Source organism: Halosimplex marinum, from assembly GCF_051414075.1.
GTDB classification, from domain to species: Archaea; Halobacteriota; Halobacteria; order Halobacteriales; family Haloarculaceae; genus Halosimplex; species Halosimplex marinum.
Window position 1 is genome coordinate 184238 of the sequence record NZ_JBLKNY010000005.1, and the last position, 15774, is coordinate 200011.

The 15774-nt window shown below is 69.7% G+C and carries 16 protein-coding genes; 8 read left to right on the top strand and 8 right to left on the bottom strand.

The genetic code is table 11. The features are described 5' to 3' along the window. Positions 1–77 precede the first annotated feature (77 nt). Complete coding sequence (locus tag ACMGFI_RS14250) at positions 78–818, top strand: RraA family protein (protein ID WP_436910483.1); 741 nt, start codon at positions 78–80, stop codon at positions 816–818. Between the two features lie 16 nt (positions 819–834). Here ACMGFI_RS14250 and ACMGFI_RS14255 read toward each other — a convergent pair whose 3' ends face one another. After that, positions 835–1719 carry an NAD(P)-dependent oxidoreductase gene (locus ACMGFI_RS14255; protein ID WP_436910484.1) on the bottom strand — a complete coding sequence of 295 codons (885 nt, stop codon included), beginning with the start codon at positions 1717–1719 and terminating at the stop codon, positions 835–837. A gap of 86 nt (positions 1720–1805) precedes the next feature. After that, complete coding sequence (locus tag ACMGFI_RS14260) at positions 1806–4067, bottom strand: NADP-dependent malic enzyme (RefSeq protein WP_436910485.1); 2262 nt, start codon at positions 4065–4067, stop codon at positions 1806–1808. A gap of 185 nt (positions 4068–4252) precedes the next feature. Between ACMGFI_RS14260 and ACMGFI_RS14265 the strand changes: the two genes are divergently transcribed. Further along, positions 4253–4651 (top strand): DUF7522 family protein, encoded by a 399-nt coding sequence (locus ACMGFI_RS14265; protein ID WP_436910486.1) that lies wholly within the window; start codon positions 4253–4255, stop codon positions 4649–4651. A 38-nt stretch (positions 4652–4689) separates the two neighbouring features. Here ACMGFI_RS14265 and ACMGFI_RS14270 read toward each other — a convergent pair whose 3' ends face one another. Beyond that, on the bottom strand, positions 4690–5700 hold the full coding sequence (locus tag ACMGFI_RS14270) for an FKBP-type peptidyl-prolyl cis-trans isomerase (protein ID WP_436910487.1): 1011 nt from the start codon (positions 5698–5700) through the stop codon (positions 4690–4692). A gap of 114 nt (positions 5701–5814) precedes the next feature. Between ACMGFI_RS14270 and ACMGFI_RS14275 the strand changes: the two genes are divergently transcribed. Together ACMGFI_RS14275 and ACMGFI_RS14280 are read left to right on the top strand one after the other, a co-directional pair. Beyond that, positions 5815–6822, top strand: a complete 1008-nt coding sequence (locus tag ACMGFI_RS14275; RefSeq protein ID WP_436910488.1) for a TIGR03557 family F420-dependent LLM class oxidoreductase — start codon at positions 5815–5817, stop codon at positions 6820–6822. 121 nt (positions 6823–6943) lie between these two features. Beyond that, positions 6944–7195, top strand: coding sequence for a hypothetical protein (locus tag ACMGFI_RS14280; protein WP_436910489.1), 252 nt, complete (start codon positions 6944–6946; stop codon positions 7193–7195). A gap of 19 nt (positions 7196–7214) precedes the next feature. Here ACMGFI_RS14280 and ACMGFI_RS14285 read toward each other — a convergent pair whose 3' ends face one another. The 4 genes from ACMGFI_RS14285 to ACMGFI_RS14300 all read right to left on the bottom strand — a co-directional run bounded on the left by ACMGFI_RS14285 (position 7215) and on the right by ACMGFI_RS14300 (position 10753). Then, positions 7215–7787 carry a flavodoxin domain-containing protein gene (locus ACMGFI_RS14285; protein WP_436910490.1) on the bottom strand — a complete coding sequence of 191 codons (573 nt, stop codon included), beginning with the start codon at positions 7785–7787 and terminating at the stop codon, positions 7215–7217. A gap of 130 nt (positions 7788–7917) precedes the next feature. Continuing rightward, complete coding sequence (locus ACMGFI_RS14290) at positions 7918–8826, bottom strand: SMP-30/gluconolactonase/LRE family protein (RefSeq protein ID WP_436910491.1); 909 nt, start codon at positions 8824–8826, stop codon at positions 7918–7920. Next, positions 8823–9785: a mannonate dehydratase gene (locus ACMGFI_RS14295; protein ID WP_436910492.1), complete on the bottom strand. Its 963-nt coding sequence runs from the start codon at positions 9783–9785 to the stop codon at positions 8823–8825. Before ACMGFI_RS14295 ends, ACMGFI_RS14290 begins: the two co-directional genes overlap by 4 nt. 83 nt (positions 9786–9868) lie before the next feature. Beyond that, complete coding sequence (locus tag ACMGFI_RS14300; RefSeq protein WP_436910493.1) at positions 9869–10753, bottom strand: spore germination YkwD domain-containing protein; 885 nt, start codon at positions 10751–10753, stop codon at positions 9869–9871. Between the two features lie 171 nt (positions 10754–10924). Between ACMGFI_RS14300 and ACMGFI_RS14305 the strand changes: the two genes are divergently transcribed. Then, entirely contained in the window at positions 10925–11953 is a 1029-nt protein-coding gene (locus ACMGFI_RS14305; protein ID WP_436910494.1) for an SGNH/GDSL hydrolase family protein, read from the top strand. Between the two features lie 61 nt (positions 11954–12014). Here ACMGFI_RS14305 and ACMGFI_RS14310 read toward each other — a convergent pair whose 3' ends face one another. Further along, positions 12015–12467, bottom strand: a complete 453-nt coding sequence (locus ACMGFI_RS14310) for a hypothetical protein (protein ID WP_436910495.1) — start codon at positions 12465–12467, stop codon at positions 12015–12017. Between the two features lie 154 nt (positions 12468–12621). Here ACMGFI_RS14310 and cyaB point away from each other — a divergent pair, with 154 nt between their 5' ends. The 3 genes from cyaB (at position 12622) to ACMGFI_RS14325 (ending at position 15771) form a co-directional block, all read left to right on the top strand. Then, entirely contained in the window at positions 12622–13203 is a 582-nt protein-coding gene (gene cyaB / locus ACMGFI_RS14315; RefSeq protein WP_436910496.1) for a class IV adenylate cyclase, read from the top strand. A gap of 60 nt (positions 13204–13263) precedes the next feature. Next, positions 13264–14466, top strand: coding sequence for a methionine adenosyltransferase (locus ACMGFI_RS14320; protein ID WP_436910497.1), 1203 nt, complete (start codon positions 13264–13266; stop codon positions 14464–14466). A gap of 87 nt (positions 14467–14553) precedes the next feature. Continuing rightward, positions 14554–15771 (top strand): tRNA sulfurtransferase, encoded by a 1218-nt coding sequence (locus ACMGFI_RS14325; protein WP_436910498.1) that lies wholly within the window; start codon positions 14554–14556, stop codon positions 15769–15771. Positions 15772–15774 lie beyond the last annotated feature (3 nt).

Genomic DNA, 15774 nt, shown 5'->3' on the forward strand with positions numbered 1-15774 from the left:
CGCCGGGGCGCGGCCCGACTCGCGGAACGTCCGACCGCCACCCCAGCCACTATGAGGGGACCGCCGGAAGCGCGGCCATGGCCGACAGACCGCTCTCCGAGGAGGAACGCGCCGAACTGCTCGACGCCTTCGAGGGCCTCCGGGTGCCCGACGTGACCGACGGGATGGACTTCCTGGGGTTCCACGACGTGAATCGCCTCGACTCCGATATCGAACCGCTCCACCGCGACTTCGAGGAGTTCTCCCACCGCTTCGTCGGCTTCGCCAACACCGTCCGATTCCTCCCCGCTCGCCGGCCCCGGGACCTGCCCGCACAGGACGAGCGGGACTTCGAGACGACGACCGAGTGGCGCGACGAGTGGTACGGCGACCTCTCGGGCGAACCCGACGATATCCGGGAGGGCGACGTGGTCGTCGTCGAGTCGCACGAGATGGACGTGGGGATCATCGGGTCGGCGAACTCCCTGGACTGGGACGGCGAGGGCGCCGTCGGCGTCGTCACCAACGGCGGCCCCCGCGACACCGACGAGATCGTCAAGCAGGGGACGCCGGTCTACGCGAAGGACCGCAACAAGACTATCATCCCGGGCCGCGCCGAACTCGACGACACGCACGTCCCCGTCAACGTCGGGGGCGCGCAGATCCGCACCGACGACGTGATCGTCGCGGACGGCGACGGCGTCGTGGTCGTCCCGCGCGAGCACGCTCACGAGGTGGCCGACGCCGCCCGCCGCGAGCAGGCCGACGACCGGGAGTACCGCCGACAGCTCTACGAGAAGGCCGGGCTCGAACCCGACTTCACGCTGGAGGAGGACTGACGGGGCGACCCTCTTCTCAGTCCCCCGCGGGCTGGAACTCCCGCTCGGCGGCGTCGTTGAGCAGTTCCCAGTACCGCAGGAGTGTCGCGGCGTGGCCCTCGTCGGAACCTGCGCGGCGGACGGTCGCTTTGTACGCCTCGTGGACGGCCGCGTTGATCGGTAGCGCCGTCCCGTTTTCCCGGGCCACGTCGCGGGCGTAGCCGATGTCCTTGTGCCAGATCGCGAGCCCGCCGAGCCCCTCGATGTCCTGGGCGAACTCGCGGTCGAGGTAGTTCTCCCACACGTCCATGCCGAAGAAGTCGCGGAGGTGGGCGGGGTCGACGCCGTTGTCCCGCGTGAACTCGACGATCTCCGCGTCGAGTGCGTTCTGCCCCGCGTAGCGCATCTGCAACGCGAGCTTGAGGACCGTCGCTTTCCCGGCCGGGCCGACGTGGAGGTGGTCGTCGCTCAGGACCTCGACCAGTTCGCGGGCCGACTCGTAGGCGTCGTCGGTCCCGCCGACCATCACGTGCGCGCCGTCGCGGGGCGCCGCGCGGGTGATCGGCGCCTCGACGAACGCGGCGTCGCGCTCCTCGCACCACCGTTCGCACTCGCGGGACGTGTCCGGGTGCGTCGTCGTCGCGTCGACGACTGTCTGACCCGCCGAGAGCGCGCTGAGGACGCCGTCCGAACTCTCCATCACCGCCTCGACCTCCGGGGTCCCGGGGAGCGCGAGGACGAGGAACTCCGAATCGCGCGTCGCGTCCGCGGGGCTCTCGGCGGCGGTCGCGCCGCGCTCGGTCGCCGCTTCGACCTGTGACTCGTCCACGTCGTATGCGACGGTGTCGTACTCGGTGTCGGCCAGCCGGTCGAGAAACGTCTTCCCGATGTACCCGACGCCGATGACTCCGACTGTGGGCATGGTCGACTCGACGGCGACCGGCCGGAAAAACGTTCGAGTCGACGACGATTCCGCTGGTTTCCGCGGCCGGTCGGACGAACGCTAAGTCAGGGCCCGTCGGACCCCTGCGCGTCGAGGGTCGCCACGGCCGCCAGGTTGATGATGTCTTTCACCTCGTCGTCGCGCTGGAGGACGTGGACGGGCTCGGCCATCCCGGCGAGCATCGGGCCGACGGCCTCCGCGCCGCCGAGCCGCTGGAGGAGCTTGTAGACGATGTTGCCCGCTTCGAGGTTGGGGAGCACGAGCACGTTCGCCGGCTCGTCGATCTCCGCGAACTCGTAGTCGCCGACGAGCAGGTCCTCGACGACGGCTGTGTCGGCCTGCATCTCCCCGTCGACCGGGAAGTCCACAGTCGGGTCCTCTCGGAGTCGCTTCGCCGCGTTGCGGGGCTTGCGCGTCCCCTCGTTGTCGACGCTCCCGAAGTCCGAGTACGACAGCAGCGCCGCCCGCGGCTCCACGTCGAACCGGCGGGCGACCCCCGCGGCGTGGCGGGTCACCTCCGCCAGCGTCGCCTCGTCGGGGTCCTGGTTGACCGTCGCGTCGGCGACGAACACGACCCGGTTCTCGAAGGATAGCATGTAGACGCCGGCGGCGTGGTCGACGCCGTCCTCGGTGCCGATGACCTGCAGCGGGGGGCGCAGGGCGGACGGGTAGTGGTGGGTCAGCCCGGTCAGCATCACGTCGGCGTCGCCGCGTTCCACCATCACCGACGCGAAGTAGTCGTCGTCGCGGACGACCTCCGCCGCCTCCTTGCGGGTCATGCCCTTCCGCTGGCGCAACTCGTAGAGGCGGTCGACGTACTCCTCGTACTCGCCGGCCCCCGGATCGACGACTTCGGGGTCGAAGTCGAGGTTCAGCCCGTCGACCTTCCGCTCGACGGTCGTCCGGTTGCCGACCAGGACCGGCTCTGCGATCCCCTCTTCCTCCATCTGGTGGGCTGCCCGGATGATCTTCTCGTTGGCGCCCTCCGCGAGGGCGACCCGCTGTGGGTCGGTCTTGGCCTTGTTCAGGACGATCCGCATCATCTCGCGGGACTTGCCCAGCCGGGCCTCCAGCCGCTCGACGTAGGTGTCGGAGTCGACGCTCTCGCGGGCGGCGCCCGACTCCATGGCGGCCTCCGCGACGGCGGGGGCGACCTCGAAGAGCACGCGCGTGTCGAGCGGCTTCGGGATGATGTACTCGGGGCCGAACTGCAACGGCTGGTCGCCGTAGGCGCGCCGGACGGCGTCGGGCACGTCCCGCTTCGCCAGGTCGGCCAGCGCCTCGGCCGCTGCGACCTTCATCGCCTCGTTGATCTCCGTCGCGCGAACGTCCAGCGCCCCGCGGAACAGGAACGGGAACCCCAGCACGTTGTTCACCTGGTTGGGGTAGTCCGAGCGTCCGGTCGCCATGATGACCGTGTCGTCGCGGGCCGCTTTGGCCTCCTCGTAGCCGATCTCCGGCTCGGGGTTGGCCATCGCGAAGATGATCGGGTCCGCGGCCATCGACCGAACCATCTCCGGGTCGACGATCCCGCCCGCCGAGAGGCCGACGAGCATATCCGCGCCGACCATCGCGTCCGCTAGGTCCCCCTCGGGCACGTCGCTGGCGAACTCGCGGTTGTACTCGTTGAGGTCGCCGGCCTCGGCCCGCTCGGTCGTCAGGATCCCGTCGATGTCGACCATCGTAACGTTCTCCTTCCGGACCCCCAGCGAGATGTAGAACTTCGCCGTCGCGATGGCCGCCGCGCCCGCCCCGGCGAAGGTAACCTCCAGGGTTTCGAGGTCCTTCCCGCTGATCTCCGCGGCGTTGATCAGCGCGGCGCCGGAGATGATGGCGGTGCCGTGCTGGTCGTCGTGGAACACGGGGATGTCCATCCGCTCGCGCAGTCGCTCCTCGATGACGAAACACTTCGGCGCCGCGATGTCCTCCAGGTTGATCCCGCCGAAGGTCGACTCCATGCCCGCCACCGCGTCGACGAACTCGTCGGGCTCGGTGTGGTCGACCTCGATGTCGAACACGTCGATGTCCGCGAACCGTTTGAACAGGACGCCCTTCCCCTCCATGACGGGCTTGGAGGCCTGGGGCCCGATGTCGCCCAGCCCGAGGACGGCCGACCCGTCCGAGACCACCCCGACGAGGTTGCCCTTCGCGGTGTACTGATAGGCGTCCTCGGGGTCCTCGTCGATGGCCCGGCAGGGGCCGGCGACGCCCGGCGAGTACGCCAGGCTGAGGTCGCGCTGAGTGCTCGTCGACTTGGTCGTCCGTATCTCGATCTTGCCGGGCGGGTCCGCCCGGTGGTACTCCAGGGAGTCGTCTTCGAGAGTCATATCCCGAGTACGCGAGCCGTCCGGTAAAGATGTGGGTATCGCCGTCTCGAAGGTGTATTAGGTCGCCCGCGGCGGATCGGCCGGGGACGGTACCGTCCGTTCGGCTGGCGGAGCCGATACCGTGATCCGCGGGTCTGCGCGACCCGGCCCACAGATTGAAACCGCTCTGTCACGATAGTGACGGTATGCCCGACGAACGGTACCAGCCGCTCCTCCAGCTGGTCCACAGCCGAGCCAGCGACGCGTTTCGGGGGGCGGTCCGCTACGACGCCGAGGGGTGGGAGGCGCTCTATCTGCGCGACGACGTGGCGACCGGCGACCTGAAACAGGCGCTCGGGGCGATCACCGACCGGGCGCGAGCGGACGAATCGATCGTCCCCGCCGACCAGTACGACCGCCTCGGCGAGACGCAGGCGACCGTGGAACTGCACGACCGCGCCGCCGTCCTCCACTTCCGCGAGTCTGCCGAAAGCGGCGTCGTCGTCTCGCTCGACCGCGAGGTGGCCCAGGGGCTCGGCCAGTTCGTCAACAGCTGCAACGCGGTGCTCGACGGGCGACAGCCGGACGCCGAAGGCGACGGCTGACCGGGAAAGCGCGGTCGAGACTAGAGGAAGCGGGTCGGTTACTCCTCGGCGCCTTCGAGCTCGTCGACGATCTCCTCGGCGTCGATGTCCTCGTCCTCCAGCGCCTCTTCGAGGTCGCCACCGCCGCCGCCCATGCCGCCCATCATGCCGCCCATGCCGCCCATCATGCCCATGCCGCCGCCGAGCTCCTCCTGGACGATGATGCGGTCGATGTCGAGCAGGTCGGTGAGCTGCTGGGCGATCTGCTGTTTGCCCATCATCCACTGCTGGTTCATCGTCAGCTGGGGCGTCGCCTCGATGTACAGCGTCTCCTTCTCCACCTCGACGGTCTCGTACTCGGGTTCGCTCTCCTCGTCGTCCTCGTCCTCGTCGTCAGATTCGACGAGCTGTTCCTCCTCGACGGTGTCGGTCTCGAACCACACGTCCAGCTCCATGTCGAGGAACACGTCGAGCAGCGCGCTCGCGCGCTCCTCGCGGTCCTCGACCTCGGAGAGGACCTCCCACTCGTACTCGATGTCCTCGCCGGCGAGCGGGTGGTTGAAGTCGACGCGGGCGCGGCCGCCGATGATGGTGTTGACGTGGCCGTGCTCGCCGTCGATGTCGACGTGGGCGCCGGGGTAGCGGTCGTCCTCGGGGATGCGGTCGGCGCTGATGGTGCGGACCTCGTCCTCGTCGAACTCGCCGAACGCCTCCTCGGCGGGGACGGTCACGGTGCCGGTGTCGCCGACCTCGCTGCCGACGATGTCCTCCTCGACGGCGTCGAAGACGTGGCCCTCGCCGAGGACGATCGTGCGCGGACCGAACTCCTGGTCCTCGCCGACGCCCTCCTCCTCGGCCACGTCGGGGTCGGTCGTGTCGACCAGGTCGCCGCCCTCGACGGTGCGGGCGGTGTAGTCCAGTTCGATGAAGTCGCCGTGCTGGAGTCCCTCGGCCTCTGCCTCGGACTCGGTCTGTTCCTCGGTCTCGGCGTCGGCCGCCTCGTCGGCGTCCGCGGCTGTCTCGTCGGCTGCGTCCTGCTCGGCCTCGTCGGCCTCGGACTCGTTACTCATACCGGAAACGTCTCGCGTTGCACTCTTAAGAACAACGTTTCGGGGCCGGTCGCCCCCGGCCCGCCCCTGCGACCGTCCCAAGCGATTAAGCCCGCCGCGGGCGCCCGTGTCGGTATGGTCGAGTTCGGCTACTTCGCGTCGCTGGAGGAGTTCTCGCCCGCGGACTGCCTCGAACAGGTCGAGCGGGCCGAGCGCGCGGGCTTCGACAGCGCCTGGGTCAACGACCACTTCCACCCGTGGTTCGACCGGCTGGGCGACGGCTCGCCCGCCCACGGCGGCAACTGCTGGGAGTGGCTCCCCGCGGCGCTCGAACGCACCGACGACATCCGGATGGGAACCGGCGTGACCGCGGTCATCAACCGCTACCACCCCGCGAACGTCGCCCACCGGCTCGCCACGCTCGCCGAACTCTACCCCGACCGCGTGTTCCTCGGCCTCGGGACGGGCGAGGCGCTCAACGAGTCGCCGCTGGGCCACGACTGGCCGGGCTACGGCGAGCGCGCCCGCCGCACGGCCGAGGCCATCCGGATCGTCCGGCGGCTGTTCGCCGAGGAGTTCGTCGACTTCGACGGGCAGTTCTGGACGCTCGACGGCGCGAACCTCTACACCGGCCCCGACGCGGCGCCGCCGATCCACGTCGCGGGTAACGGCGCGACGGCCGCGCGGATGGCCGGCGACCTCGGCGACGGCTTCGTCACCGTCTACGAGACGCCCGAGTCCGCCCGGGAGGAACTGTTCCCGGCCGTCGAGCGCGGCGTCGCCAAGTCCGACCGGAACGAGCGTCCGGAGGACGTACACAGGACCGTCCACCTGCACGTCTCCTACGCGGAGACCGACCGGGCGGCGCTCGAACCCTGTCTCCCCTGGCGGCTCACGCTGAAACCCGAGGTGTTCGAGGCGGACCTGGCCGACCCGCGCGAACTCCAGAGACACGCCGAGGACGTGAGCGAGGCCGAACTCCGGGAGACGTTCGTGATCACGACCGACCCGGGGGACCTGGTTGACGCCGCCGCGGCCTACGTCGACGCCGGCTTCGACGAGGTGGTCTTCCAGAGCTCCAGCCCCGACCAGACCGCCTTCTGCGAGGTCTTCGAGCGCGAGGTCGCCCCGTCGTTCGACTGACCCATCCTCCGCGTTCGACTTGCCCGTTGCCGCTCCCCCGATCTGTTATCCTGTCGCCGCTCTCGGACGCACCTAACGAGTTTGGTAGCATCGATACCCCGAGAACGCCCTGAGTTGCGGTATGGAGATCGAACACGGTATCGACGGGATCGGAGCGGACGCGACCGCGGAACTCAGGCGCGCGGCCCGCAGTGTGGAAGCGGTCGACGTGGTCGAGTCGGCGGACGGCGTCGCGCTCCGGGGCGACGCCGAGTCGGTGCGGTCGGTGCGGCGGGCGCTGTGGACGCGCCAGCTGTCGGCCGAGCAGTTCGGCCAGGAGCGGCTGGCGACCGCCGACGCCTCGGCTCGCGGACGGCTGGCCGAGTTGTCGTGACCGACGGAGAGGGAGACCCTCAGCCCGGCCCGTCCGGCGCCGTCGCGAGCCGTCCCTCGACGAACGCGGCGAAGTCGTCGGTGAACCCCTCGACTTCCGCCCAGTCGGTGTACTCGTAGTCGCGGGAGGCGTCGGTGTCGCCCGTCGCCTCGCTGGCGATCCGCTTCATCAGCAGGCGCTTGAGGAAGCCGTACTTCGAGTAGCGGAGCGCGCCGCCGAACCGCGCGATCCGGTCGGGGTGAAAGCCGGTGTCTTCGAGGAACTCGTCGACGTAGCGGGCCGCCTCGGCACGGCGCTCGGGGTCGTCGGCCACCGACGACAGCGACACCTGGAAGAACGCGGTCGGGAGCGCCGTCAGCTCCGCGGCGTTCGCGTCGACGAACGACCGAACGGAGGCCTGGTGTTTCCCGACGTGGATGGACGAGCCGACGACGACCGCGTCGAAGTCCTCCAGCGAGTAGTCGGTCTCCAGTGCGCCCGCGTCGACGGCCGTCGCCTCGTGGCCGCGGTCGCGTAGCCGCGCAGCGATCCGGTCGGCGATCTTCGCGGTCTGTCCCTCGCTCGACCCGTAGACGACCAGAAACGAGCCCATGGCCGGACCGACGCCCCGCCGGCGGAAAACACTCGCGACGGTACGCAACGGTAAGCCGCCGTTTGTCGGCGGTAAGCGCTGACGACCGCGAGCGAAGTCGCCGGACCGACCGGGATTCCCCTGTCGACGGTCAGTACTCGACCCGCGACCGGTGCTCTGGGACGCCCCCGACGCCGAGGTCGACCGCGAACAGCGCTCCGGCGCCGGACCCCTCCTCCTCGCGGGTGCCCGCCGGCCCCTCGCCGGGGCCGAGCGCGGTCGTCACGTAGGCGGTCTCGTAGTCGGGGCCGCCGAAGGTGACCGCCGAGACCTTCCTCGCCGGGAACTCCACTCGCTCCAGTTCCGTCCCGTCGGGGTCGTAGCGGGCGATCCGGCCGCCGTCCCAGAACGCCGACCAGACACAGCCCTGGGCGTCGACGGTCATCCCGTCGGGGTGGCCCGCCAGGTCGCTCGCGTCGAGGAACGTCTCCCGGTCGGAGAGTTCGCCGGTCGTCCGGTCGTAGCTGTACCGGGAGATCCGGCTCGCCCCCGTCTCGGTGAAGTAGAGTCCCTCCCGGTCCGGCGTGAATCCGAGCCCGTTCGAGAGGCGGGCGTCTTCGACGGCGACCGACAGCGAGCCGTCCGTGTCGAGCCGGTAGAGGGTACCGGGCTCGCCGTCCGGGCTCGGCATCGTCCCGCAGAAGACCCGTCCTTCCGGGTCGGCGATCACGTCGTTGAACCGCGACGCCTCCTCGCCGTCGATCGACGCCACGAGCGGGTCGCCCAGCCCCGTCTCGGGACTCCACGGCTGGATCCGGCCCTCGTCGCAGAACAGCAGCAGGTCGCCCGACTCCTGGATCGTGAACCCGCCGACCGCGCCCTCGGCGTCGAGGACGCGCTCGTGGGACCCCGTAGCGGGGTCGTAGCGGTAGAGGTCGGCCTCGGGGATGTCGAGGAAGTAGACGACCTCCTCGTCGGGGTGGTAGAGCGGGCCCTCGCCGGTGTGACAGTGCGTATCGGCGACGAGCTCGGGGGTCGGGGAGTCCGCGCCGACGGTCATCGCTCACCCTCCGCGGATTCGAGGAGGCCACGCATATACCCGATCGCGAACAGCCGACCCTTGGTGTGGTAGCCCGGGTTCGAGTTGTCCTCGCCTGCCATCGTCGGCACGTGGTCGGGGCGCATCGGCCCGTCGAAGCCGGCGTCGACGTAGGCGTCCATCGCCGCCTGCATGTCCGTCGGGCCGTCGTCGTGCCAGGTCTCGACGAATCGGTCGGCGTCGCCCTCGATATCCCGGAAGTGCGCGAAGTTGATCCTCTCGCCGAAGTGGCGGATCGTCTCGGGGACGTCGACGCCCATCGCCGCGAAGTTGCCCTGGCAGAACGTGACGCCGTTGTACTCGCTGTCGTAGATGTCGAGCACGCGGTCGTAGTTCTCGACGCTGTTTGCGATCCTGGGGATGTCGCCCACGGATTCGCGCGGCGGGTCGTCGGGGTGCAGGCCGAGTTTGACGCCGGCCTCCTCCGCGACGGGGACGACCTCCTCCAGGAAGTACTCGATGGCCTCCCACACCTGCTCGCGGCTCACGTCCGCGGCCTCACCGGGGCCCGTGCGCATCTTCGCGTTGTCGTAGCCGGTTGTGAGCGACCCGCCGCGGGATTCGAGATGGGCCTCGGTGCGCGCCCAGCGGACGCCGGCCATCCAGTCGTAGCAGACAACCGGAATGCCCACGTCGCCGCAGTCCCGGAGGAACTGTTTGAACTCCGCGATGTCCTCGTCGCGGCCATCGAGGCCGAGCCTGACGCGGTCGCTGATGGGGACGCTCCCCTCCAGGACGCCGAACTGCAGGCCGGCGTCTTCGAGCCAGTTTTTCGTCCCGAGCAGGTCGTCGTACGACCAGTGGGTCTTGTCGTCGCCGACCTCCAGCGGGTGGACGACGGCCTGTTCGACGCCCATCTGCTTCGCGAGTTGCCAGCGTTCGTCCGGCTGGCGGGGTAAAACGAGCGATAGCTGAACCATACTCGTCCGTTGGACGCCTCTCCGTTATCGGCGTTCCGGTCGCGGAAGCGGGTCGAAAACGCGACCGGTCGAACCGTCGCCGGTCAGTTCGAGGTGTCGCCGGAACCGCAGATGTTCCCGGTCACCCACACCTCGTTGTCCTCGGTGATCTCGATGCCGAGGCCGAGGCGGTTGGCGTTGGGGTAGTTCAGCACCTCGGCGTACACCCGGTTGCCCGTCCACGTCTCGAAGATGTCCCGGGCGACCGCCGTCTCGTTCTCGTGGTAGACCGTCTCGCCGCTATCCTGGTAGTTGCGCCCGATGTAGCTCCGGTCGATCACCTGGAACTGCTGTTTGTGGGGCGAGACGATGTAGTGCTCGCCCGCCTTCTTGAACTTGCACGTCTCCAGGAGTTTGAACGCCATGTAGCGCTGGGGGACGGTGAGGCCGTGCGTCTCGTAGACCAGTTCGTCTCGGTCGGCCATCGCACGGCTGTGGTTCAGCGACATCTCGTTTATCTGTTTGACGAGCGATCCGTTCGCCTCCCTGTATGGGTCCAGCCCGTTGTCCCGCCGCCAGTCGTTGATCATGCGGCGGAGTTCGAGTTCGATCTCTCGCTCCTCGAACTTCCGGGGAAGAATCGGCGTCCGCGTCGGGACCGCCGTCGGCGTGGGCGTGACGGTCGGCGTCGCCGTGGCGGTCGGCGTCGGCACCGACGTGGGCGTCAGCGTCGGGAAGGCCGTCGCCGTCCCGTTCCCGGTTCCGTTCGTCGCGGTCCCGTTGGCGGTCGCGTTCGCGGCGGCAGTCGCCGTCGGCGTCGCCGGCTCGCTGTCGCCGTCTCCCCCGTCGTCCGATCCGTCCGCGTCGTCGGGCGTCGGCGTCCCGGTACCGCCCCCGCCGCCGAGCAGCATCGCGCCCGCGATCCCCCCGACCGCGAGCACTGCGACCGCGGCGACGGCCCCCGCGACGACGAGCTTCCGGTCGACCATACCCGTTCGGTGCCCGAGTCGAGACTTAAATCTTCCCAATACGTCACAGCGTCCTGATATATCCGGCCGACCCGGGCGCCGACGAAGCCCCTCGCGGTCGGCGGGATCCGGCACGGCGCGCCGCGACCGGAACGGTTTCGGCCGCCGTGGCGACAGGGTACGTATCCACAGATGTCTCCGGGAGACGACTACCCGTCGGTGGCGCTACACGACGTGGCCGAACTGGCCGACTCCGACTGGACCGACAGCGGCGACGAGCTCCGGCGCGTGCCGAGCGATGTCGCCGAGGACCTGAACGTCGCCGCCCGCGAGCGGATCCGCCACCCGGCCGGTTGCGAGATCCGGTTCGTCGCGCGGGACAGCGGGACCGTCCGGCTGACGCTCTCGGCGGCCGCGGAGACGCTCGCCCGCCCCTTCTGGGGCACTTTCCAGGGCGATGAACCGCTCGAGATCGGCCCCCAACCCGCCGAGTTCGAGCTGTCGGTACCGGAGCCGATAGCGGACCTCGACCGCGAGGTCGCCGCGGACGCAACCGAGGCATTCGACCCCCGGGTCTGTCGGTTGCGGTTCGAACCCTGGGCGCCGGTCGCCCTCCACGACGTAGCGGGGGAGTGTCGACCGCCCGCGGACGGCGAGGTTCCCGACCGCCGGTACCTGGCCTACGGCACCTCGATCACGGAGGGCGCGGCGGCGTCGGCGATACACCTGAACTACGTCTCCCGCGTGGCGCGCGAGGTCGGCCTGGACCCGGTCAACCTCGGGATGTCGGGGTCGGCCTACTGCGAGCCGGCGGTCGCCGACTACGTCGCGGGCCGCGAGGACTGGGACGTGGCGACGCTGTCGCTGTCGGTCAACATGGCCAACCGCGGGTTCACGGTCGAACAGTTCCGCGAGCGCGCCGAGCACCTCGTCGAGACGGTGGCGGCGTCGGACCCCGACCGGCCGGTCGTCTGCGTGACGCTGTTCCCCTACCACGCCGACCTCCGCCGGAGCGGCGACCGCGAGCGCGCACAGGCCTACCGCGAGGCGCTGGAATCGGTCGTCGAGGGTTGTGACTCGGACAACGTCTCTGTCGTCGACGGGCGGGAACTGTCGTCCGCCGACGGACTGACGACCGACCTGCTGCACCCGGGCGACGCCGGGATGGAGTCCATCGCCGACGGTCTCGCTACGCGAGTCGACGACGCGCTCGACGGCTGATCCCGATTCGCAGGTCCATCGGGCCACCGTTCAGTGCGGATCCTAGCCGAGCGACGAGAGATTATTCTCCGGTAATTGTGATGGTAAATGTCTCGACAGCCGATCTGTCGTCAGATCTACTGTCGGCAACGGCTTCGACTCCATACGTGTATTCACCCGGCTCCGCGTGGTCACCTATCTGAATCGGGATCTCTCCCGACACGGATCGAGCTGGGGACCAGGCCCACTGAGGTGGATACGAATCCGAGACACTCGCCGGATTCGGCGACCAGTCGGCGTTTCGAAATCGGAACGCGATGAACTGCGGATCGGGGAGCCTGACCGTCAGTCCGGCAACGTCGCTCGCTTCGACCGTCAGCGGTGATTCGTCCGCGAACGAGAGCGTCGGTTCGGTCCCTTCGATCTCCGGTGACCAGGTGTCCGTACCGGCATTCCACCGTCCACCGTTCAGACAGCCGGTGAGACCCGCCAAGACCCCGAAGGAACTCGTCGTGAGGAATCGACGCCGTTCCATGGACGTTACGTTCTTTGCTGCCACAAAAGCGACCGGAACCATCAACCGGACGGTTGAACGATGTGCGGGACCCGTCTCATCCCGTTCACCGCATCGACTGCGGGCGCCGGGAGAGAGCGGCGCGCTTTTGCCGCCGAGACGAGTCCGCCCGTCCATGTACGAGGTCGAGGTCAAGGTCCGCGCGGACCACGAGGCCGTCGAGGCGGCGCTCGACGCCGCGGGCGCCGAGTTCGTCGACAGCGTCGTCCAGGCGGACACCTACTACGACGCGCCCCACCGTGACTTCGCGGAGACGGACGAGGCGTTGCGGATCCGCCGGGAGCGCGACCTGGAGTCGGACGACGCCGGCGGCGAAGACGAGACGGAGAGGGAGACGGCGAAGATAACCTACAAGGGACCGCTGCTGGAGGCCGAGTCGAAGTCCCGCGAGGAACACGAGACGGCCGTGGCCGACGGCGAGGCGGCCGCGGGGGTCTTCGACGGCCTCGGCTTCGAACCGGCCGCGACCGTCCGGAAGGAACGGGCCCACTACCGCCTCGACGGCTACACCGTCACACTCGACAGCGTCGACGGCCTCGGCGAGTTCGTCGAGGTCGAGACCGAGACGGAAGACGACGACATCGAGGCCGCACGCGAGGGCGCCCGCGCGGTCCTCGACGACCTCGGCCTCGACCCCGCCGAACAGATCCGCACCTCCTACCTCGGCCTGCTGCTCGACGGAGATGCAGGGGAGTAATGAGATCGGCCGTTTCGGTTTCCGCAAGTTATACGAGTGGGGGTATCCAACGCGGAGACAATGACGAACAGGAACGTTAGCGTCCAGCCGGCGGCCGGGCTGGCCGTCGAGGACCAGGAAGTGGAGATCGTCGAGCGGAAGGGCCTCGGCCACCCCGACTCGATCTGCGACGGGATCGCCGAGACCGTCTCCCAGGCGCTCGCCCAGACGTACCTCGACCGCGTGGGGAAGGTACTGCACTACAACACCGACGAGACACAGCTGGTCGCGGGCAACGCGGCGCCCGCGTTCGGCGGCGGCGAGGTACAGGAGCCGATCTACCTGCTGATCGTCGGCCGGGCGACCAAGGAGTACGAGGGGACGAAGATCCCCGCCGAGACCATCGCGCTGGAGGCCGCCCGCGACTACCTGGAGGCGAACTTCCCGCATCTGGACGTGGGGACGGACGTGATCGTGGACGTGCGGCTCGGCGAGGGTAGCGGCGACCTCCAGGAGGTCTTCGGCGAGGAGGGATCGGTGCCGATGGCCAACGACACGAGCTACGGCGTCGGCCACGCGCCGCTCACCGAAACCGAGCGGATCGTCCTGAACGTCGAGCGACGGCTCAACGGCGAGTACAGCGACGACAACCCCGCGGTCGGCCAGGACATCAAAGTCATGGGCAAGCGCGAGGGCGACCGGATCGACGTGACCGTCGCCGCGGCGGCGGTCGACGCCCACGTCGGGAGCCTGGAGGAGTACCGCGAGACGGTCGCCGGGGTCCGCGAGTACGTCGGCGAGGTCGCCGCCGAGTACACCGACCGCGAGGTGACGGTCCACGTCAACACCGCCGACGACTACGACGAGGGCGCCATCTACCTCACCACGACCGGCACCTCCGCCGAACAGGGCGACGACGGGTCGGTCGGCCGGGGCAACCGCGCCAACGGCCTCATCACGCCGAACCGCCCGATGAGCATGGAGGCCACCAGCGGCAAGAACCCCGTCAACCACATCGGGAAGATCTACAACCTCCTCTCGACCGAGATCGCCCAGTCGGTCGTCGCGGACGTCGACGGCATCCGCCAGCTCCAGCTGCGCCTGCTCAGTCAGATCGGTAGCCCCATCGACGAACCGCACGTCGCCGACGCGACGCTCGTCACCGAGGACGGCGTCTCAGTCGCCGACATCGAGGACGAGGTCGCCGCGGCCATCGACGAGGAACTGGCGAACGTCACCGACATCACCCGCCGCGTCATCGACGGCGAGCTCTCGACGTTCTGAGCGCCGGGCGGCCACCCCGTTCGGCGGCCCGCCGCGGCGGGCCGCCGTACGAAGGCTGTTTATACGCGGGGTCGTCAACGGGTAGCCATGCACCCGCCGGGCGCAGACGTGGTGGTGGTCCGCCACGGCGAGATCGGGACCAAGAGCCAGCACGTGAGCGCGAAGATGGAGCGGCGGCTCCGCGAGAACCTCCGTGCGGTCCTCGACGACCGCGGGCTCGACGCCGAGGTCGAACAGCGGCGCTTTCGCCTGTGGCTCCACACCGACGACCCCGAGGGCGTCACGGCCGCGGCCGCCGACACGTTCGGCGTCGTCTCGGCCAGCCCGGCCGTCCGAGTCGAACCGACGATCGAGTCCATCCGCGAGGGGCTGACCGCCGCGGCCCGCGAGACCTACGACGGCGGTAGCTTCGCCGTCTCGGCGCGCCGCGCCGGCGAGGCGTCGGCCCACCCCTTCTCCAGCACCGACATCGAACGCGAGGGCGGGGCCGCCGTCTGGGACGACGCCGAGGCCCGGGGGATCGAGTCCGAGGTGGACCTCGACGACCCCGACACGGAGCTGTTCGTCGACTGCCGCGCGGACGACGCGCTGGTCTTCCTGGAGAAGCGGCCCGGCCCGGGCGGGCTCCCGCTGGGGACGCAGGATCCGCTCGTCGCCCTGATGAGCGGCGGGATCGACTCGCCCGTCGCCGCCTGGGAGGCGATGAAACGCGGCGCGCCCGTGGTCCCGCTGTACGTCGACCTGGGCGACTACGGCGGGGTCGACCACCGGGCGCGGGCCGTCTCGACGGCCGAAGCTCTGTCCCCCTACGCGCCCGACTACGATATGCGCCTCCGGCTGGCGCCGGCGGGCGACGCCATCGGGGAGATCGCTGAGGCCGTCGACGCCGGGCGGATGCTCGTCCTCCGGCGGTTCATGCTCCGGGTCGCGGCGGCGGTCGCCGAGGAGTACGGCGCCGTCGGGGTCGTCACCGGCGAGGCGGTCGGGCAGAAGTCCAGTCAGACGACGGCCAACCTCGCCGTCACGAGCGCGGCCGTCGACCTGCCGGTCCACCGGCCGCTACTGACGGTCGACAAGACCGACATCACCGCCCGGGCCGAGGAGATCGGCACGTTCGACGAGTCGACGATCCCGGCCGGCTGCGAGCGACTCGCGCCGGACTACCCCGAGACGCGGGCGCGGGTCGGCGAGATCGAGGAGCGCGAGCCGGACGGCCTCCGGGAGCGAGCGCGGGAGGTCGCGGACCGCGTCGAGCCGGTCGAGGACGCCGCCGACGGCGACCCCGCGGAAGGCGAAACCGCTTAGGGG